Origin of the sequence: Sodalis praecaptivus (genome assembly GCF_000517425.1) — a bacterium.
Lineage (GTDB): Bacteria > Pseudomonadota > Gammaproteobacteria > Enterobacterales > Enterobacteriaceae > Sodalis_A > Sodalis_A praecaptivus.
Map to the genome: position 1 here is coordinate 431,153 of NZ_CP006570.1, position 18,745 is coordinate 449,897.

Here is an 18,745-nt window from a genome sequence, read left to right on the forward strand (position 1 = left end):
TCCGTCAACCGCGGGCGCATGACGCGCCCTTTTGCACCCGCGTGAAATGCAGAAGTAGTGTTTTCTTACATTTACCGCGGCGAGACGGCGCGCGCCATACTGTACAATACGGCGATTGCCCTCTAGTGTAATGAACATCATTTCAACGCGGAAAACATTATGCGCAACACCAGAATCGCCTTATGTTCAGCGGCATTACTTTGTGTTTCGTTGAGCTTTGCCTCTTTCGTTCGGGCCGACGACGCGGTGGCCACCCCTCTCGCACAACCTCAGCCCGATGCCAATACCAACACGAACACGAACACGAACACGAACACGAACACGAACACGAACTACGATCTTGATCCCATCGTGGTTAATTACCAGCAATACAAGATAGGCGATAACCTGCCCGAGCAATATTTGGATAAATCCTACACTATTGTCGAATGGCAGAAACGTCATCTCCCGGCGCCCCAAGAGAACACCCATTGGGCCTATATTAATGCCAACTATATTTTGATCACCAACGACAGCGCCAAAATTGTACAGGCGAAATCTGGCGAAATCTTTTTCCGCGGCTAACGCTGGCGTTGAACGTGGCGGACGCTGATCGGCACCGGGCCTAGGTAACGTCACGCCGTGGGCGGCAGCCACATCGCGCGCCTGCGGTGACAAACCCCGCTGACGTGGCCGCCGCAGCGCGGTGGTCTCAGCGTGAAAACAGCGCCGTCAGGCGAGGGGCGCTAATTCCCCTTGAACCAATAGCGGGCCGTCGGCCATCCAATGCGGCGAGCGATCACATCTGCAACGGGATCGCCCTCGATCGGCCGCCGCCGGGCGCAGGAACCTCACACTTCGGGATGATTTTTCCCTTCCTCTATGAAAGCCTCATCGATTTCATCAACGTTGGCACGGTTATCTCTGCCGGACAAAAGATTCCAGCAGGCGATGAACAGCGCCGCAATCAATGGACCAATGACAAAACCGTTGATGCCATAAATTTCCATGCCGCCCAGCGTGGTGATAAGGATCAAAAAATCCGGCATCCGGGTATCTTTGCCCACCAACAGCGGCCGCAAGATGTTATCGACCAACCCTATCACCACCACAAAAAACAGCACCAGGAATGTCCCCTTCCACACCATGCCCGTGGCGAACAGATACACCGCCGCCGGTACCCAAACAATTGCCGAACCCACGGCGGGCACCAGAGAAAGAAACGCCATCAGCGCGCCCCAAAGCAAACTGCCCTCAAGGCCGGCGAAATAAAAGGCTAGCCCACCCAGAAAACCCTGTACGATCGCCACAACCACGGTACCTTTGACCGTCGCTCTTGAAACCGCGGCAAATTTCATAAACAGATGATGTTTAACATAGGTCGACAAAGGCAGCCCTTCGAGGATCAAACCGACAAGGTATGCGCCGTCTTTTAGCAGGAAAAACAGCAGATAAAGCATGATGCCGAAACTGAGGACAAAGCTAAACGTCCCCCTGCCGATGAGGAAAACGCTGCCGGCGAGATACTGCCCGCCCTGTAACACTAGACCCGACATCTTTTGCTGAATTTCCGCTGCCGTATCCAGATTATGTTGCGCGAGCAGATGCCGCGCCCAACGAGGAAGATGATGAATCAGATCGGATACAATAACGGGGAATTGCGTATTGTTCGTCTGCAGCTTGGCATAGACGACATTAGCTTCGAACGCCAACGACGACATAACCAATGCTAATGGCGTAAATACGATCAGGCAAATAATAAGCAGCGTGAAAAGCGACGCGAGACCGTTCTTGTCGCCCAGTTTCTGTCTGATTTGTAACTTTAGCGGATGGAATATGACCGCTAGAATAGCCGCCCACAGAATAGCGGAATAATAAGGTGATAAGACATTGAAAAAAGCCGCCGTGACAATCAGCAGAATAAAAATGAAAAATCCTTTCGTGAGACCTTTAAATCTCATAAGTAACCTCGTTTTTGCAACATTCGCCGTAGCACTTGCTACCGAAATTGATACCGCTACTGCTTTAGGGTGGGCATTAACCCGCAAGAAAGCAATATTGTGCGGTGATTCCGGCTGCGCCTCACGCTAGCCCGCGCGCCAGATGCGCGTTTTTAGCACGGGCCTGCGCTGCCGGCCGCATGTCTGCCGCGCCTGGCTTGGCGCGGTAATTAAGGTAGGGGCAACAGAAGTTGGGGAGGTTAAGCCCTGCCGCAATGGGACCAACGCTGCACGGGCCGAATCAATAACGGGGCGAAAGCGGTGGGCCGCCCTTATAATTGCTGCTGCAACATCTGCACGGCGACTTTACAGGCATTAACCACATGCAACGTTGCAGCCCGTTGCGCGGCTTCCGCGTCCCGCTGCTGCAAGGCCTGATAAATCGCGTCAATCTCCGCGAGACTGGAGGGCATACGGCGGGGGTTCATCAGCGACGTCGCTCTGAGCAGGTTGACACGTGAATGCAGGCTGGTCAGAATTTCACTGATTAAGTGGTTTCCGCAGTGGGTGAGCATAATATCATACAGCGCGGTTTTGGCCTGTAGGACATCATTTTGTCTGGCTGATAACGCGGCCTCACGCAGCACCTGCACGGCCCGACCGAACTCGGCAATGGCCTCGTCGCTACCGTTTTTGGCAAATTCATGCGCCGCATAGCCTTCCAGCACGCCACGTAATGCATAAAGTTCTTCTGCCTCACGCTCGCTTATCATCGCCACCTGCGGCCCCTTATGGGGCACGATGCACACCAGCTTTTCCGCTTCGAGTTTACGCAGGGCTTCACGGATCGAGGTACGGCTGACGCCAAGGGATTCGCACAGTTCGCGCTCAATCAAGCGTTCGCCAGGGTGAAATCGACCCGACATAATAGCTTCGCGCAACGAATTCTCGACACGTTGACGCAAGGTTTCGGGCCTGATGATGCCCATATCAGCCGGCATTTTTGTATTCCTGTATGACAATATTAATTATGCTTTTAGCACAATTTTCCCGCGCACGGAAGCGTCCTGCCGTGCGCGGCGGTATTATCAGGCAGCACCTGCAAGGGCCTGTTCTAGAAGCGGGGCTGACGCTTCGGCGCCATGCATTCCCACCATGCTTACGATTTCAAGCACTTCCATAATCTCCTCTTTTGTGGCGCCATAATTGATGGCGTTACGCATGTGCAGTTTCAATCCCTGTTCATACAGATGCGTGGCTGAGGCATCAAAAGCGCAATAAATAAGCTCCTTAATTTTGGGGGGCAAAACGCCCGTGCGCCACGGAACGGACGAGAACGCGATGTAATCTTCAAAAAGGTCGGGATCCAGCTCTAACAAACCATCCCATGAATGGTGCCAGTAGCCCCGATTGGCAATGAACCGATCTTTTAGCGTATTTTGCCGTTCATTGAGCGGCTGCGGGCCGCTACGAAGCCCCTCCTCCTCCAGCACTTCCAATAACAGCGGGACACCAATATTGGCGGCATGAATGCCAAGCGTACTGGTCAGCTCGAGCACTTCCGTCAATTCTTCCCCGGTAGCGCCATATTTTAACGCCACCTCAATGTGACGTTTCACGCCCGGCAACCATAAATGCGTTGAGGCGGCGCAGGCCGACAGCGCAACAAACGCTTTTACTTTATTTTCCAAGTGATTTTTACGCAAGGGAACGCCCGCAAGCCGCTGCCATGCGTCGAGAAAACCGGCATCTAAACGCGACCACGCTGCCAGCCCTTCGCTCCAGTAACCCTGCTTCTCTTCGATGGATTGCCGTAATGATTGCTTAGACATGGTTTTTCTCCTCCGTCGTAACGTAATCCTGCTCCGCCACTTCATCCTGCCAGTTGGTTTTACCCAGAGAGATGGCGGTATGCAGCAAGTAACTGTGTTGAGATGCGCCGTGCCAATGCCGCTCCCCCGCCGGGATCCAAACGGTGTCGCCGGTACGTATTATTTGTGCCTGCTGCCCCGCCAGGCAAATCAACCCCTCTCCGGCCACAACTTGTAAGATTTGACCCTGCTCATGCGTGTGCCACCAGGTTCGCGCTCCTGGCGTGAAAAAGACGTTATTAATCGTTACATTATCGTGTGTCGCCAGTACCGCATCCGCCCAGACTTCGCCGGTAAAGGTCGCACCGCGTTTCTCAGAGGGCATAGCCGATTGCCGGCCGTAAACGATATTCATGCTCTACTCTCCTTCCTGCTCGGGCGCGTGCAGCCGCACGCCGCCGGAAATATCCCCGATCGCATCCACCACGCGATTACTGATCACGTCGCCATAGCCGAGCGCCGTCGCCAAGCCGAAACTGGCCAATGGCCCTGCGGTATTCAGCGAAGCCATACCGAGCTGATGCAGTAAATCAGCGTAGAGCACCAGATCTTTGGTCATGAGTTTTCCCGTCAAGCCACCTTCCAGATAATCGCCCTGGACAATGCGCGGAAAACGGTTAAGCGTGGCAAAGTTGACGCCGCTACTGCTGTTGAGCACCTCAAGCAAGCGCTGTAAATCAAGCCCGGCTTTTTTCCCCGCCACCATGACTTCGGCCGTGGCGGCCAGGCTTACGGCATTGAGAAAATTATTCAGCAGTTTGGTGATATGGCCGGCGCCGCTGTCGCCCATGACGACGACTTTGGAGGCAATCGGCGCGAATACCCATTCAATAGCTTGAATCGCCTCGCGATCGCCGCCAACCATCAGCGTCAGCGCGCCTTTTTCGGCGGCGGCGGCGCCACCGGAAATACCGGCATCAATGTAATGGATGCCGCGCTGTTGCAACGTCGCGGACAATTTTTGCGTGGAACTGGCCGCGGCCGTGCTCAGATCGACGATGGTGTGTCCCGCGCGACAATACGCGCCCAGGCCGTCTTTACCGGTCACGACTTGTTCGACAATGTGGCTGTCGGGCAACGACATGAGAATCAGCGTATTCTCTTCCGCCACCTCACGAATAGACGCCGCCGCTCTGGCACCCGCCCGCTCCGCGGCGCCGGGTTGCGTATCGAACCCCATCACGTGGATCCCGGCGTCAACCAGACAGCGCGTCATACGCCCGCCCATGTTGCCTAAACCGATAAAACCGATTTTTCTGTTATCCATTGCTTACTCCCGCTCGATATTCAGTGCGTTGCGAAATTGACATTTTTCGTTTCGGGTCCCTTGAATGCGCCGTAGGTGCCAATGAGTCCGCCTAATGCCAACAGCACGACGGCGGTCAAACTAAACGGCATTACCGCACTCAGCCAATCCATATAAAACGCGTAAAAAGAAGGTAAAATGACGGACAAGCTGAACCCGATACCAAACCCCGTCGCCCGGACATCCGTGACAAAGCGCTCGTTGATATAAGTGACAATGACGCCCCAGGGAGACGTGACCAACACCGCCAACAGGCACACCAAGGTGACGACAACCGGGAGCGAAAGGTGGGGAATATGGATAAGGGACCAAAGAATGGCGGAGCCGAGCGTTGCAATGAGCGGGCCGACGATCAGGAAAAAGCGACGACGGCCGATGCGTTGGCCGAGCATGCCTGAACCGATATAACTGAAAAACAGCACAAAATAAGTGATCATCAGCGTCAGCGTCAGTTCAAAGCCGCTGAGATGCAAAGTGTGCAGCAACAGGCCGGTAGGTAAAAAGATGGTGATAATGTTCTGCGTCAGCCAGAAACCGCTCATCATGACCAATACTTGCAACAGATTGCGCGCGCTTTTGCCTTTTAGCAAATCCAGCAGAGGCAATTTTTCGCGCTGGTTACCACCTTCGCTTTGCCATACTTCCGATTCGGACACTTTGTAAACATAATAGAGCGCCAGCACCCCGGCAAGCAGCGCACCGATAATGAACGGGATCCGCCAGCCCCACTGCACATAAGGCGAGTTGAGACCATCGAGAGGAAAAAAGGCGAACATCAGCATCGTAATAAGGTTGATACTGACATAGGCGGCGGGGAAACCGGCGATGATAAAACCGCCGACAAAACCGCGTTTCTCTTTTTTGGCATATTCGATGGCCAGCGGCATTGCGCCGGTGTAGCCACCTCCCAAAAAAATACCATCGACAAAGCGCAGCAACACCAATAACAAATAAGAACCCAGCCCCAGCGTTTCGTATCCCGGCAGCAGCGCGATCAAAAATGTCACGACGCCGAATCCCGAGACCGAGTAAATAGAGGCTTTGCGCCGGCCCAGTTTATCCGCCACCATCCCGAACAATAGCGCGCCCAAGGGGCGGCCCAGTAAGGTGGTGATAAAGACGAGCGAGGCAAAAATGGTTGCCGCCCCTTCTGAAAGGTTCGGCGGCTGAAAATAAAACAGGACCGGCGATAAGGCGACGACCGGCAAATAGATATCGAACATATCGATATATTCGGAAAAGAAGGCACCCTTGATAGCACTCTTTCTTTTCTCTTCCAGCGAATGCTCCTGCGCGTTAGCCGCTACAGTTTGGTTGGCGCTTATGCTTACCATTTTCGGTCTCCCGTGATAGCCACATCTCTTCGGATGTGTTGCAGGCAAATATTCCGCCACCTGACGGCGGCGAAGTGTGAGGGTCAGAAGCTCGGATAACATGCAACTTAGGATGAAGACGACGTCGATTTCTCCTTCTCCCAGTCATTGATTGCGGCAGTCGCCACGCGAAAGGCGGCCAGGGCGGCCGGGGCGCCGCAGTACACTGCCGTTTGCATCAGCACTGCGCGGATTTCCTCGACGCTCACGCCGTTATTTAGCGCACCCCGAACATGCACGCCTAATTCATGATGCTGGCTCATGGCGGTAAGCATGGCGATATTCAGCATGCTGCGGGTTTTAAAAGGCAGCGTTTTATCACCCCATACGGCGCCCCAGCAAAATTCCGTGACCAGGCGTTGTACCGGTCGGTTAAACGCATCCGCGTTGGCCCAGGCGCGCTCGACATGGGCATCGCCCAGCACTTCTTTGCGGTTATCAAACCCCTTATGAAACAGATCGCTTTCGTTCATGACGCCTCCAGGAACAGTGCCAATGTATGATCATATGATTGTATGACGGTAATTCGAGCTAAAATTTTTTCAGTCGTCGCTAATGCCATACCCCACCATGGCCTTGATTTCCAAGTATTCGCGTAACCCGGCCTCGCCCCACTCCCGGCCGTTGCCCGAGCGACGATAACCACCGAAAGGCGCGTGAAAATCCGCTGGGGGATAATTAATGTGAACCTGGCCCGCGCGTAAACGCCGCGCTACCCGGCGTGCCCTGTCGATATCCCGCGCCTGGACATAGGCCGCCAGGCCATATTCCGACCGATTGGCGATAGCGATGGCATCTTCTTCGGTGTCATAAGGCATGATAGAGAGGACGGGCCCAAAAATTTCCTCGCGGGCAAGCGTCATCTCAGGCGTAACGTCGCTAAAAATCGTGGGCCGCACGTAATAACCCGCGGTGATACCGTCAGGTTTGCCAAGACCGCCGGCCACCAGCGTCGCCCCCTCTTCAATTCCTTTTTCAATGAGCTGTTGCACGCGCTGATACTGGGCGCGGTTGACCAGCGGGCCAAGCTGCGTGCGCGGGTCGTCGGTTGGACCACAGCGGTAGCCGGCGGCAGCGCGCCCGGCGATTTCCGCCGCCTGCGCCAACCAAGGACGCGGTACCAGCATGCGGGTCGGAATGGAGCAGGACTGCCCGGAATTGGTAAAACATCCGGCAACGCCACGCGTTACCGCGTCAGCAAGATCAACATCATCCAGCAAAAGATTGGCCGATTTGCCGCCCAGCTCCTGCGCAACGCGTTTGACGCCGTCCGCCGCCAGTTTCGCTACCGCTATCCCGGCGCGCGTTGAACCGGTGAAGGAGACCATGTCCACATCCGGGTGCGCGGCTATCGCCGCCCCCACGCCTTCACCGTCGCCATTGACCAGGTTAAATACCCCTGCCGGTACACCTGCATCATGCAGTACTTCTGCCAATAGCAACGTACTAAGGGGCGAATATTCGCTTGGTTTCAGCACCATGGTACAACCTGCCGCCAACGCCGGCGCAACCTTCACCATCACCTGATTGACGGGCCAATTCCAGGGCGTAATCAACCCGCATACGCCAATAGGCTCCAATAACACGCGCGTGCTGCCGCGCTGAATCTCAAACGGGAAATCTTCCAATACCTGGATGATGGCCTTCAAATGCGCGGGCCCGCGCGCCGCCTGTCCCGCATGAGCAAAGGTTCGCGGGGAGCCCATCTCCAGGCGTATAGCCTCGGCAAAGTCATCATAGCGCTGCTCATAAAGCGCCAAGATACGCCGTAATAGCGCCAGACGTTCGTCAATCGTGACCGCCGCCCAAGGAAGAAAAGCCCGGCGAGCGGCCGCGACCGCCTTGTTAACATCGGTGGCATTACCCAATGCCAGCGTAGCGAAGGGGCGTTCGGTGGCCGGATTGATGACCGGAAATTCTCGCGGCTGGTCGGGCGTTACCCAGCGACCATCAATATAAAACGCGTTAGAGTGCTGCATGCTCTACTCCTGGATTTATCATTCATCCGCCAGCAGGCGATACATTTCGGTGTGATCGGTAGCGGCGGTGGCTTTAGCCGCCGCGTCGTGCCACAAAGCCGTACAGCTGCGCCCCAGCGTCATGGCATAACCCACATCCTCCGCCAGCGCTTGCGCTATATGCAGATCCTTATCCATCAACTTCAGGGCAAAACCGGAATCAAAACGGCCGTTGAGCATGAACTGTTTCACTTTGTTTTCCGAGGTATTGCTGCGCCCGGTCGAGGCATTAAGCACATCGGTCATAACGGTGGGTTCGATGCCAAACCGTTGTGCGACATGCAGCGCTTCAACGGTAGCCGCCAATCCCGCGGCGGACACGAAATTGTTGAGGGCCTTCGCGGCATGGCCTGCACCGGCGCCGCCGATATGCAAAACGGAACGTCCCATGCCGTTAAGCAGCGCGGAGCAATGTGCCAGTACCTGTGGCTCGCCGCCAACCATGATAGCCAACTGGCCTTCTGCAGCCCGGTTGACGCCGCCGGATACCGGCGCATCCAGCCAATGAAGCCCCATGGCCGCCACTTCGCCGGCGAGCTGGCGGGAGCGCATAGGCACCGATGAACTCATGTCGACCACGACGGCATCCCGCGGCAGCGCGCTGGCCCAGCCGTTATGCAGCAAGACCTCCTCCACGATATCGGAATTGGGCAGCATGGTGATGAGTACATCGCAATCGTCAAGGGTCTCTTTGGTTAACGCGCGGCTGCCGAGGCGGGCGCAGAGATCGCGCGTACGCGCTTTATCCGCATCCTGTAACAACATTTCGTAGCCGGCCCTGACCAGGCAGGTGGCCATCGGCGCGCCCATCATTCCCAAACCGATAAATCCAACTTTGCTAATTTTTCTCACAATAGCCTCTCTCGTTGCGGTCATTCGCCGACCAACGGCCGATCAATCAATCCGTTAGCGCAGTGCGGAAAAGTCGGTAGGTGACAAAAAACTGTTCTCGATTTGAGCGACAATGGGCTTTTCCCGTTCGCTTTCGGTACGCTTTTCAACCCAGCCGCTATCGTGCTGGAAGGCGCTCCAGCGTGCGTCACGTTCGGCCATGCTCTCCCAGCGCAATAAATACGTCAGGGTGTGGTTACTTTCGCCCACCTGCGTAGTCCAAAACCCGATTTGTTCAATGCCATACTGCGCAAAATAGTCCAATGTCGTAGAGCGAAAGCGCTCCAATAATGCCGGCAATCTCCCCGGCAGGCAGTGGTAAATACGGAGTTCAACGATCATGACGCCTCCTGGGGCAAAGCATTGTCAGTGACATTCTGTGGGGGAAGATCCACCCGCACGATCCACCCTTCCGTCTCAGGGCTTAACGCGGGGTAGCGACGCAGGATCAGTGGATCGTGACCGGGAACAATATGATCGGCGGTATCGGCAAGCCTTTTCACCGTCTGATATCCCGCCATCATGTCGCCGACGTGAAAGACCACGGGATAAGGGCGCTCTTGCTCGATATTGGCATAGAAATGAGCGGCATCAGACGCCAGCACGACCCAGCCGCGCGCGGTACGAACACGCACGATCTGAAGCCCATCGGAGTGCCCGCCCACGCGGTGCAGGGTAATCCCTGGCGTTAACTCGCTATCGCCATCGTGAAAGCGAACCCGCCCCGCAAATACGTGATGGACCATCGCGCTGACATCCTCGACGGCGAAGGGGTGGCGGATCTCGTGATGACACATGCAGCGACCGGTACAAAACGCCATTTCGCGGTCTTGCAGGTGGAAAGTGGCGTTGGAAAACAGGGTGTGATTACCCGCATGGTCGTAATGCATATGCGTGATGATGACATCAGCTACGCTGGCGGGATCGATGCCCGCCTGCTGCAAACCCGCGGCGATGGGATGGATTAGCGTACGGCCCCGCTTTTCCGCCATCGCGGCGTCAAAACCGGTATCGACAATGACCGTACGCTCGTCGCCCACGATGGCCCAGACAAAATAATCAATCGGCATCGGCCCATCGTGGATGTCACCGCCGATGAAGTTCTCTCTCGCCAGGCGATGGTGATGGGCGTAACGAATGGCATAAATTTGATAGTTCGGCATCCGCCTACTCCTCCTCTTTCGCGCTCAGAAGGTCGGGCTGTCCTCCCGATCCAACATTTTGCTAACGGTTGTTGCTCAAAAAATTATCTTCTTGTCATACAATCCGTCAATATTACAAAGGTGATATGATTCACATTCCTGCAAATCAGACGGTTTTAAGCACAAATGGTACCTTTTCGTCACTGGCGTACCGCAAAACAGACTGTCCCTCGTTGATAAAGGCAACAAACGCCCTATCACAAGAAAAAAAACATTAGAAAAAACGCTGGATACTGAACCTGAAATGAAAAAATTCGTGCCGAGTTAAGTAAAACGATTCCGGTGGAGTGCCCTGCCCTATTTTTAGGTTAATCATTGATCCCCTTAGCCTAACAGAGCATATGATCAGCCAGATTAATGTATAACGCCTGGCCAGATTTTTTCAGTTCTCTGACATTAAAAGAATTTGAGAATTACCGGTAATATAGATGACCGACAGCAGGTGATCTTAATGATGGCAAGCGAATAAGAAAGGGAATGAAATCGAGATAACATAATGAAAAATGCCTTCGTTATCATTTTTTTAAATCACTTTTCTCTAAAATCCGAAAGAAGTCTTCGCGAGCAAAATCGTGACGCGCAACAAAGATTTAATTATTTACATCATACTGCAGTTGTTTTTTTTACCAATCGGCTAATACTTAGAGACTTCCAAATTAGCTGTTCAGGAGAACTATGATGTCTCTCGTTTTGCATGGCCCTAGCCGAGAAAGAAGTCAACTCGTTTACCGTCGGTTTTCCCCATATAAATTAGGAGAATATGGTAATGAAGAGCGACCAGATGAGTGGATTTACTATGCTTCTGGAATAAGACCCTATTATGACGGCTTGAATGGTCTCATAGGTCAGATTGCTGGATTGCTGATACTTGGACAAGCAAAAGGATGCTTTGAATATTATATTTCCCTAGCCCAGGAGCCACTGGAGAGAGTTAAAGAGTATCAAGATGGTTTATATTCCATACATGTTCCCGTCAGATCCAGGGAGCATTATCTACATGTTATCCTGGCGGCAGAATTACTGTTTTCCTGTTGTAAAACTATCAAGGAAAATATGAACTCTGCCGCCAGTCTTAATTATTTTCTTACCGAAATGGTGTCTGATTTGAAACAAGCAAGTACGTTGTTACGCTGCGCTTCAGATCAGGCATTGAAAATGCAAACCATTAATACTTCTCTCAGCTGTGCCTGTTGTCAAGATGCGGCATTGGACACTCAACCTTAACCATAACCTTTAAAGGTGCATTATGAAAAACAATTACTCTATTTGGGTGCTTGAATACAGCTATGTACCAGATTATCCGGTAAGCGGAATTGTTTATGGCGCCCATAATGAAGGGACGCGTAAACTTTCCTATTGCTATGTCGTCATTAAGGGCGGCGAGCACACCATGATGGTTGATGTGGGATTTGATAATCAGGAATATGGTGCATATCTGGCCAAACGCTACGGTGTAGTTAACTGGCATTCGCCTGAAGAAGTGCTGTCTGGCATTGGCCTGGCGCCGGGAGATATCGATACCGTTTTTTTAACCCATGCTCATTTCGACCATTTCGGTAATACGCAAGCTTTTCCCAACGCCACGTTTTATATGCAAGAAGAGGAACTGGCAAAATGGGTCTGGGCAATGTCTTTGCCGGAAAGTCAGCAATGGTTAATGACGGGTATCGATCCCGCGGATGTTTTGCGTGCCGTCATACTGGCAAAAGAGGGACGTTTAAGGTGCTTACAGGGGGCAATGGATGACTTAATTCCCGGTATAGATATCCACGTCGCCTACGACAGCCATACATTTGCCTCGATGTGGATACATGTTCGCAATGATTTAGCTAAAAACTCTGCTAATTCCTGGGTCCTCGCGGGTGACTTGCTCTACAGCTACGATAACTATCTCACGGAAGTCCATGCGGCTGACGGCACCCTTAGCGGTAAAATTCGTATTACCCCTATCGGACTCGCCGTAGGTAGTCAAAAAAACCTGATCAGCGCCACGGAAGATATGTTGAAAATCGTTAACTACGACCCTAGACGCCTAATTCCTACCCATGAAGAACGTCTTCGTGATGTCTTCAAATCTAACCTGCGGGATAACGGCCTGCGGGTAACGGAAATTTGTCTGGCGGATAGTTAAGGCCCGGCGGCTGCGCAGACTCGCCATATTCGCCAAAATATGCTGACTGTTGCACGCCGCCTTAATCGACTGAAACACCCGCACCGTACTCGCGTTTTCCACCGCCTATCGCTTTGCGCTCTCAGAAAAAACATTGGTTGGTGACTCGTTACAGGAAACCCTTTTATAGCCAGCTACCATGTTTAATAATCAACCCAACACGTACCACGGTTATCGCGCTGAAACCCACAACAAATAATTAAAATACAAGGTCGTGCAGGAGGTCTAATGTCAGCGAAGGGATGATGTTTATGCGCGTTGAACAGAGACAACTTTCTGCGGCCCTGCGTTAAACATTTTAGTCGCTGCCATGAATATCGGTTCATCAAGGTCACCCTTTCGTATAGTCATTCAGTCAACTTGAAATACTGAATCCGAATATGTGCTTAGCATTAGTATTGTCGATGGATTTCTGGTTCACATAAAAGCATCGATACGCGGGTAGAGACCCGGTAGGGTAATCAGTCGTGACAACGGTGACAATCATCATCGCCTGTATTAAAATAAGAAGACAACATCAACAAATCTAGGCGACGATGAATCAAAACGTTAGCTATGTCTTTAGATAAGCGTTTAATGCTTCACGGATGATTGCACTTACATTTTTAGGATCCGTACCGTTACGTTTATTTTCCAGGGCGATATCTTCGACTTCCCGCAATAACGACAACGGCAGCGAAATAGTCGTACGAGCAATTTTCTCTTCTGGTGGCGCCGTAGACGCTGAGGAAGAATTATGCGTTTCTCCATAGGGACGATCCGCCAGGCGATTTGCCAATGCCTCCGCCTCGGCCTCGCTCACGGTTCTTCTCACGGGTTTTTTCAGAGCCATTAAAATATCTCCTTGAGCAGCGCCAATACTTCTGTCTTTGCGTTTTCATTTGAAGCCTCCAGAACCGACTTCCCTTCAGACATGACATCGCGATAGATTTTTCGATGGCAAGCGATAGCATTTAGCGGCTTGATACCGGCGAACTCACTTACGAACTCCAAAAACTCCCGACGTTCATTACCGCGTATAACCGGATTCGTGGTTGCCATACTTTGATAGCTGAACGCTTTTAAGTCCGGGTTCAAATCGCGCATGCTTTCTACTTGTTGCTCAAGCTCAATCATGGTATCGAGATCGAGTTGTGAGCATTGATGTGGCGCTATGATTTGGTGAGCGACGGTACCCCCCGTTATCAGCTCACGACTGTTACGCCCGGCTACATCCACAATCACATGATCGTACTTTTGATCAAGGCTCCGGAGAGTCTGCGAGATATTGTCTCTTTTTTCGATAAGCGTTACCGTTGGAAATAATTCGGCCTGCTCCCTTTCAGCATACCATCGCGCCGCTGAACGCTGGACGTCGGCGTCCACTAAGCAGACATCATAGCCTTGCATTGCCAACCCTACGGCAACGTTTATCGCTGTCGTGGTTTTACCCGCCCCGCCCTTATTACAGCCTATAATCGTTATCATCAATGTGTTCCATATGTTTGTGGTGGCTGAATAGCTTTACTGGATTATACTCGTGATATTTAAAGTAGCAAGTATTACATCTCAAGTATGAAGTATGAAGTAAACAAGCGATTTTGCCCACGTCAACGCTTTATACATACCGTTGCTTGCATCAACATAAGAATCCATGCCCAGAGTATTTCGCCCATCCCAGATAAACAGCTTATTCTTCCCACTGATGTCCTTTCAGGCCAGTTTTCACCTTCAATTTCGTCATTTTCCAACTTCTCTTTGTGCCGATAGCATTACGCAAATTTGCGCTCGATATAAATGGGGCACGGAAAATCGTCCAGCGCGGCAGTCTGCCGCGTTTTGCCAACGCAACAGCCTCAGAGCACAGATATCATTTCAGGCTAAATGTTCTGCAAAGCTCTCAGGCCCTCACTACAGCATACGTATCCTAGGAGTGGTTGGTTCGCCCTTCGTCAGGCCATGTCCCGCTTGATGTTAAGGAAAAAGAAAATGGGAAATGTGTGATAACGCTCGCTGCTAACTGTGCTGATGGTATCGTCCTGCAATGCCGTTAGTTAGCGGATGACTAGAATGACCTAGGGGTAGGTGAAAAAGGTTTCTGTAATGTCTTCTCAGACCATCAATTTATACCGCTCGTTAAGTTATGGCTTGTGTCCCTTAAGCCAATGTTGACCGCTCACTGTTCATGGTCAGAGTCCGATTTGCTGACGCCGGATCCCATAGAAATCTTACTCAGGCCAGCTGCCACCTTCTTAGCCTGAAGATCATGCGCTGTTTAGTCAAAACTGCAGATATGCATTTATCATCTTCGCCTATGCCAGGGCCAGGGAACGAAAACACGCCTACAAATTAGGCTGTGACGTCTGTGCTTGTCGCCCCTTTCTTTTAGGCCATCCAATCAACGTCATGTGCCGCGGAACTGTGAAGGCGTTCCTCGAAATCTTTAGCCAGACCTTTGACACAGTGTTGGTGTATCAGATGTGTTTAGGATGGTAAGCCAAGCCAAGGTGACCCTGTCACAGCGGCTAAATTTTAGAGTTATGGCTTATTTTGCTCACCATTTAGATATCCAAGTCCATTTCAGTATGACTGGCCGCTTTAAGTTGCAACCTAGATAACCACTGTAACGAGTAAAACCTCAAAATAACCACTGGAGCGAGCAGCAACCACTGCGGTGAGTACTATCCACTATGGAGAGAAACAGCCGCTGCCATTAGTACCAACCACTAAGGTGAGTAATAACCACTGCGGAGAGCATTAGGAGAGCGCATTGAGCCTATCTACTGTGGTGAGTAATGGGGCGTGCGGCAAAGGAAAACCACATTTTCTGCTTAAAGTTAGTACATACTTACATCTTTACTAAACAAGGCGTTATAAGTAAGTATCTACTAACTCCTTGTAAACACCAACCACTATAGCGAGTGAGATTGCTCACTACAGCGGTTGGATCCTCGTCACAGCGGTTATTTGATTCAGGCAGGTAAAAAAAAAACCCACTAACCACTGTAGTGAGCTCTTTTACTCGCTGGAGTGGTTAGGTCTTTTTTTTGCTCTTGCGGATTTTCTCAAGTAATTCCATCTCTTCCTTGGACAGCATCACCATTTCACCGCCTTGATCCGCGGGCTCTTTCATGTTTTCTAAGTCTTCATCGGTGATATCAGGCAGGCTCAGAGGGATATCTGCAGGTCTGAGTTTCGGGCGTCGATAGTGAATAACAAAGTAAACGGTTTGCCCCCGTTTTATCTCCGTGTAATCCAAGTAGCCAATCTCTTTCAGTTGCTCCATGGCTTTTCTTACCGTGGCGTTCTGAGTGATTGTGCGCGAAGTCAGGTTTAATCGGGCTCGCAGGCGCCCCATTGATATCGGAGCGGGATCGGTAGGAAGGCTTTCAATAAAGGTATAGAGCGCTTGTGCAGATTCTTTCCGAGACAGTTCATTGATAGCCCTAAGCTGCAATAACACCTTTTTATCAAATTGATATAACTCGAAAATTTTGGGATCCGCTTGAAGGGTCACCGAGTCGTTTTTCGTGCTGTATTTTGCTGATTGCACCAGGTGAGTGACATAGTACTCCCCTTCCCTATTGCTAAAAGCGATCGTGTTAGTCGCGATACGCGTGAGGGATGCATCCAGACGGCTTCTGAGCTTAGCAGAGGAACGTACAGAGGGGATACCGCATAGCTTGGCAAAATCCACAAAAGGGAGTGTTACGCTGTCACCCAGCACCTTGTACTTTGCAAAGGCATGTATGATACCGACCCATGTTTTAAAATCGTTGTCCATATCCAGCCGGGCGCCGGTAATTTTGATGTTTTCATAACCTTCTGATTTGACGAGTGAAAGCTGTTTTAATTCATCGGTCACGTCCATGGTAGACATTTGGTTTTTGCGACCGCGGCTGGTGGACTTCAGTGTTGGCACAAAGAGTCCAAGCCTCATCAACGCGACAGGCTGGACCGTGTTGTTACTGTTTGGCGTTAAGTTAATAACCTCGCCGGTCCGTTTATCCGTCTCGCTAAAAGCTTCAGCTATCATTTTGTTTTCTTGTTCTTTTTTCGGCATAGGGGTTTCCTGTGACATGAACAAGCGATCATCGCCCTAACTGGTTATAGTGGATAGTATCACTCACTATAGCGGATACGCTACTTACCATAGCGGTTTATTTACTCTCTACAGTGGTTACTTTCCTCACCATAGTGGTCATATCTATGAGATGACAAACTATTCTGATTTGAAGGGTAAGTGTTTTAAGTTGCTGATGTAACAGTTTTAGCTGGACAGGGCTCATGTTTTCCCAGGGACCTGATTAGGCACACGGTGGTGGATAAGGCTGGTACAACTTTCGGCGTTGTTGGACGCTTTAGTTAATACTCTCATACAGGCAATAAATTAGGGTGTTTCTCGACTTATGAGGATATTCACAAGCCTAAAGGGTAGCTTCTCGCTACAGTGGTTAAGCATCCCTCTCCAGCGCGGTTGATCTTCTCACCATAACGGTTATTGTGCTCTCTCTAGCGGTTGTTTTACTCATTTCAGTGGTTATTGACCCCCTCCCAAGCCAGTCACAGCAAGGCTTTGCAGGCTATGGGGATCTTATAGGATCTCTTTTTGATCTTATCATGATCTATTTATAGGATCTGGCCTGTGGAAAACGGGGATAAAACACCTCTCGCAGGGTCAAAGACGCCACACTTCACGTCCGATTTTGTCAAATAATTTTTCATTAAGGCAAAAATGTTAACAAGTGCAGAGCATACCGTTTTTTTTATTGTAGAACGCTACAAGTGCTCTAGCGCTCATCATCGAAAACCAGCGTACTCAAGCGGCTTTAGACGGCGTGCATGACTTTTTTCACCTACAGACCTCAATATCACCTCTTCGGCTCTTATACACGCGCTCTGAGTCCATAATCGACTTTGTATCAAACAGACTTCGCGTAGCAACACGACGTCTCGACTCAACCAGCATGTTAACGTCAGCGACCTGACCTAAATTATGCAATGTATGCTAATCAACAGCGGTCAGGCTTATCCGGTTTGTAGCCATAAGGAAAGCTCCCTTACATAAGAACCAGAGTGATGAGCAAAGCATAGTATCGATATACCCTGGCCTTGGGAGCGTAGCAACACTTGTCGATAAGCCGTAATGGTCGGGAGTCACTATGAAAACTCACTACTTCATAACAAGCAGTCTCATGAGACTTGCGGTAACGTACAGAAAAGGGGGACTATTTAGCAGTTTGAGCATGGTGCATTAGCGGTTTTCATGAACCACTTGTCATATTCATCTAGACCTGCGACACCCGCGCGATTAGAAGCACAATGATGAGTCTCGATGCTTTTCAAGTTAATCATGCAATGCAGGGTCTAAGTTAAATTCAGGCTTCGCCTGCTCAATACAGTGGATAGGTTACACCAATCTGCAACAGCCCTCTTCACTTCTTCGTGGTAGTACATAACGAGTACATACACTCTTTCGTTTTGGCTCAACGTGATAAGTAAATCCGGCCCTGCACATTCTGTTCTTCCATTGGATATGCCCTACTAGGTTCAATGGTCAGTTGCTGGAGCCAAGCAACTTGAATACCATTACCCTGCCCTTTTGCCCTAAAAGTAGTCTTTCTCTCCAAGTTTTAATGCATGCAAGAAAGAGAGATTACTACATAAGTATGAAGTACTACAATATACTATAAAGTAACACTTAGTATATATTATGTATTACTTCATATAGATGAAATTTTAAAGGTTAATTTGATAAGCTCTCAAAGCTTTTTTCTCTTACATATACTTGCTATGCGATTATATGATCAAAATAGTATTATTTCACACATCACACATCACACATCACACATGACATCTTCGATAAATTTCAAATTTATCGCACTACTAGATGACCGATTCCAACGTTTATGACTGTTTCTCAACCAAATCTACTTTCTAATCAATTACCTATGTCTAGATTTTTCCGGTTGTGCGTGATTTATTTGTTGTGTAGCAGCCAAGTCAATGTTTTCAT

The 18,745-nt window shown here is 50.7% G+C and carries 17 protein-coding genes; 3 read left to right on the top strand and 14 right to left on the bottom strand.

Translation table 11 applies throughout. From position 1 onward, the window contains the following. Positions 1-159: 159 nt before the first annotated feature. Positions 160-564, top strand: a complete 405-nt coding sequence (locus SANT_RS23735; RefSeq protein ID WP_025424520.1) for an RcnB family protein — start codon at positions 160-162, stop codon at positions 562-564. 266 nt (positions 565-830) lie between these two features. Here SANT_RS23735 and SANT_RS22700 read toward each other — a convergent pair whose 3' ends face one another. From SANT_RS22700 to SANT_RS22750, 11 genes are all read right to left on the bottom strand, one after another. Continuing rightward, on the bottom strand, positions 831-1,940 hold the full coding sequence (locus SANT_RS22700) for an AI-2E family transporter (protein ID WP_025424521.1): 1,110 nt from the start codon (positions 1,938-1,940) through the stop codon (positions 831-833). A gap of 311 nt (positions 1,941-2,251) precedes the next feature. After that, positions 2,252-2,920: a GntR family transcriptional regulator gene (locus SANT_RS22705; RefSeq protein ID WP_025424522.1), complete on the bottom strand. Its 669-nt coding sequence runs from the start codon at positions 2,918-2,920 to the stop codon at positions 2,252-2,254. A gap of 87 nt (positions 2,921-3,007) precedes the next feature. Then, a complete protein-coding gene (locus SANT_RS22710) occupies positions 3,008-3,751 on the bottom strand; it encodes a carboxymuconolactone decarboxylase family protein (protein ID WP_025424523.1) in 744 nt (247 codons plus the stop codon). Further along, the gene (locus SANT_RS22715) at positions 3,744-4,145 is read right to left on the bottom strand and encodes a cupin domain-containing protein (protein WP_025424524.1); all 402 of its coding nucleotides are present in this window, start codon (positions 4,143-4,145) and stop codon (positions 3,744-3,746) included. Before SANT_RS22715 ends, SANT_RS22710 begins: the two co-directional genes overlap by 8 nt. Before the next feature lie 3 nt (positions 4,146-4,148). Further along, positions 4,149-5,057, bottom strand: a complete 909-nt coding sequence (locus SANT_RS22720) for an NAD(P)-dependent oxidoreductase (RefSeq protein ID WP_025424525.1) — start codon at positions 5,055-5,057, stop codon at positions 4,149-4,151. Positions 5,058-5,077: 20 nt separating this feature from the next. Further along, complete coding sequence (locus SANT_RS22725; protein WP_025424526.1) at positions 5,078-6,430, bottom strand: MFS transporter; 1,353 nt, start codon at positions 6,428-6,430, stop codon at positions 5,078-5,080. 107 nt (positions 6,431-6,537) lie between these two features. Further along, on the bottom strand, positions 6,538-6,942 hold the full coding sequence (locus SANT_RS22730; RefSeq protein WP_025424527.1) for a carboxymuconolactone decarboxylase family protein: 405 nt from the start codon (positions 6,940-6,942) through the stop codon (positions 6,538-6,540). Between the two features lie 69 nt (positions 6,943-7,011). Continuing rightward, complete coding sequence (locus SANT_RS22735) at positions 7,012-8,448, bottom strand: aldehyde dehydrogenase family protein (protein ID WP_025424528.1); 1,437 nt, start codon at positions 8,446-8,448, stop codon at positions 7,012-7,014. A gap of 18 nt (positions 8,449-8,466) precedes the next feature. After that, the gene (locus tag SANT_RS22740) at positions 8,467-9,339 is read right to left on the bottom strand and encodes an NAD(P)-dependent oxidoreductase (RefSeq protein ID WP_025424529.1); all 873 of its coding nucleotides are present in this window, start codon (positions 9,337-9,339) and stop codon (positions 8,467-8,469) included. A 54-nt stretch (positions 9,340-9,393) separates the two neighbouring features. Beyond that, the gene (locus SANT_RS22745) at positions 9,394-9,720 is read right to left on the bottom strand and encodes an NIPSNAP family protein (RefSeq protein WP_025424530.1); all 327 of its coding nucleotides are present in this window, start codon (positions 9,718-9,720) and stop codon (positions 9,394-9,396) included. Next, positions 9,717-10,541: an N-acyl homoserine lactonase family protein gene (locus tag SANT_RS22750; protein ID WP_025424531.1), complete on the bottom strand. Its 825-nt coding sequence runs from the start codon at positions 10,539-10,541 to the stop codon at positions 9,717-9,719. The genes SANT_RS22745 and SANT_RS22750 overlap by 4 nt, the downstream gene beginning before the upstream one ends. A gap of 714 nt (positions 10,542-11,255) precedes the next feature. Between SANT_RS22750 and SANT_RS24440 the strand changes: the two genes are divergently transcribed. After that, on the top strand, positions 11,256-11,804 hold the full coding sequence (locus tag SANT_RS24440; protein WP_148296393.1) for a hypothetical protein: 549 nt from the start codon (positions 11,256-11,258) through the stop codon (positions 11,802-11,804). Positions 11,805-11,826: 22 nt separating this feature from the next. After that, a complete protein-coding gene (locus SANT_RS22755; protein WP_025424532.1) occupies positions 11,827-12,711 on the top strand; it encodes an N-acyl homoserine lactonase family protein in 885 nt (294 codons plus the stop codon). 592 nt (positions 12,712-13,303) lie between these two features. Here the strand turns inward: SANT_RS22755 and SANT_RS22760 are convergent. The 3 genes from SANT_RS22760 to SANT_RS22770 form a co-directional block, all read right to left on the bottom strand. Then, positions 13,304-13,582, bottom strand: coding sequence for a ribbon-helix-helix protein, CopG family (locus SANT_RS22760; protein ID WP_025424533.1), 279 nt, complete (start codon positions 13,580-13,582; stop codon positions 13,304-13,306). Next, entirely contained in the window at positions 13,582-14,217 is a 636-nt protein-coding gene (locus tag SANT_RS22765) for an AAA family ATPase (RefSeq protein WP_025424534.1), read from the bottom strand. Before SANT_RS22765 ends, SANT_RS22760 begins: the two co-directional genes overlap by 1 nt. Before the next feature lie 1,546 nt (positions 14,218-15,763). Continuing rightward, entirely contained in the window at positions 15,764-16,792 is a 1,029-nt protein-coding gene (locus tag SANT_RS22770; RefSeq protein ID WP_025424535.1) for a RepB family plasmid replication initiator protein, read from the bottom strand. Positions 16,793-18,745 lie beyond the last annotated feature (1,953 nt).

Excerpts from the sequence above, each read along its gene's own strand:
- SANT_RS23735 (WP_025424520.1), top strand. The coding sequence starts at position 160 with ATGCGCAACACCAGAATCGCCTTATGTTCAGCGGCATTACTTTGTGTT.
- SANT_RS22700 (WP_025424521.1), bottom strand. The coding sequence starts at position 1,940 with ATGAGATTTAAAGGTCTCACGAAAGGATTTTTCATTTTTATTCTGCTG.
- SANT_RS22705 (WP_025424522.1), bottom strand. The coding sequence starts at position 2,920 with ATGCCGGCTGATATGGGCATCATCAGGCCCGAAACCTTGCGTCAACGT.
- SANT_RS22710 (WP_025424523.1), bottom strand. The coding sequence starts at position 3,751 with ATGTCTAAGCAATCATTACGGCAATCCATCGAAGAGAAGCAGGGTTAC.
- SANT_RS22715 (WP_025424524.1), bottom strand. The coding sequence starts at position 4,145 with ATGAATATCGTTTACGGCCGGCAATCGGCTATGCCCTCTGAGAAACGC.
- SANT_RS22720 (WP_025424525.1), bottom strand. The coding sequence starts at position 5,057 with ATGGATAACAGAAAAATCGGTTTTATCGGTTTAGGCAACATGGGCGGG.
- SANT_RS22725 (WP_025424526.1), bottom strand. The coding sequence starts at position 6,430 with ATGGTAAGCATAAGCGCCAACCAAACTGTAGCGGCTAACGCGCAGGAG.
- SANT_RS22730 (WP_025424527.1), bottom strand. The coding sequence starts at position 6,942 with ATGAACGAAAGCGATCTGTTTCATAAGGGGTTTGATAACCGCAAAGAA.
- SANT_RS22735 (WP_025424528.1), bottom strand. The coding sequence starts at position 8,448 with ATGCAGCACTCTAACGCGTTTTATATTGATGGTCGCTGGGTAACGCCC.
- SANT_RS22745 (WP_025424530.1), bottom strand. The coding sequence starts at position 9,720 with ATGATCGTTGAACTCCGTATTTACCACTGCCTGCCGGGGAGATTGCCG.
- SANT_RS22750 (WP_025424531.1), bottom strand. The coding sequence starts at position 10,541 with ATGCCGAACTATCAAATTTATGCCATTCGTTACGCCCATCACCATCGC.
- SANT_RS24440 (WP_148296393.1), top strand. The coding sequence starts at position 11,256 with ATGATGTCTCTCGTTTTGCATGGCCCTAGCCGAGAAAGAAGTCAACTC.
- SANT_RS22755 (WP_025424532.1), top strand. The coding sequence starts at position 11,827 with ATGAAAAACAATTACTCTATTTGGGTGCTTGAATACAGCTATGTACCA.
- SANT_RS22760 (WP_025424533.1), bottom strand. The coding sequence starts at position 13,582 with ATGGCTCTGAAAAAACCCGTGAGAAGAACCGTGAGCGAGGCCGAGGCG.
- SANT_RS22765 (WP_025424534.1), bottom strand. The coding sequence starts at position 14,217 with ATGATAACGATTATAGGCTGTAATAAGGGCGGGGCGGGTAAAACCACG.
- SANT_RS22770 (WP_025424535.1), bottom strand. The coding sequence starts at position 16,792 with ATGCCGAAAAAAGAACAAGAAAACAAAATGATAGCTGAAGCTTTTAGC.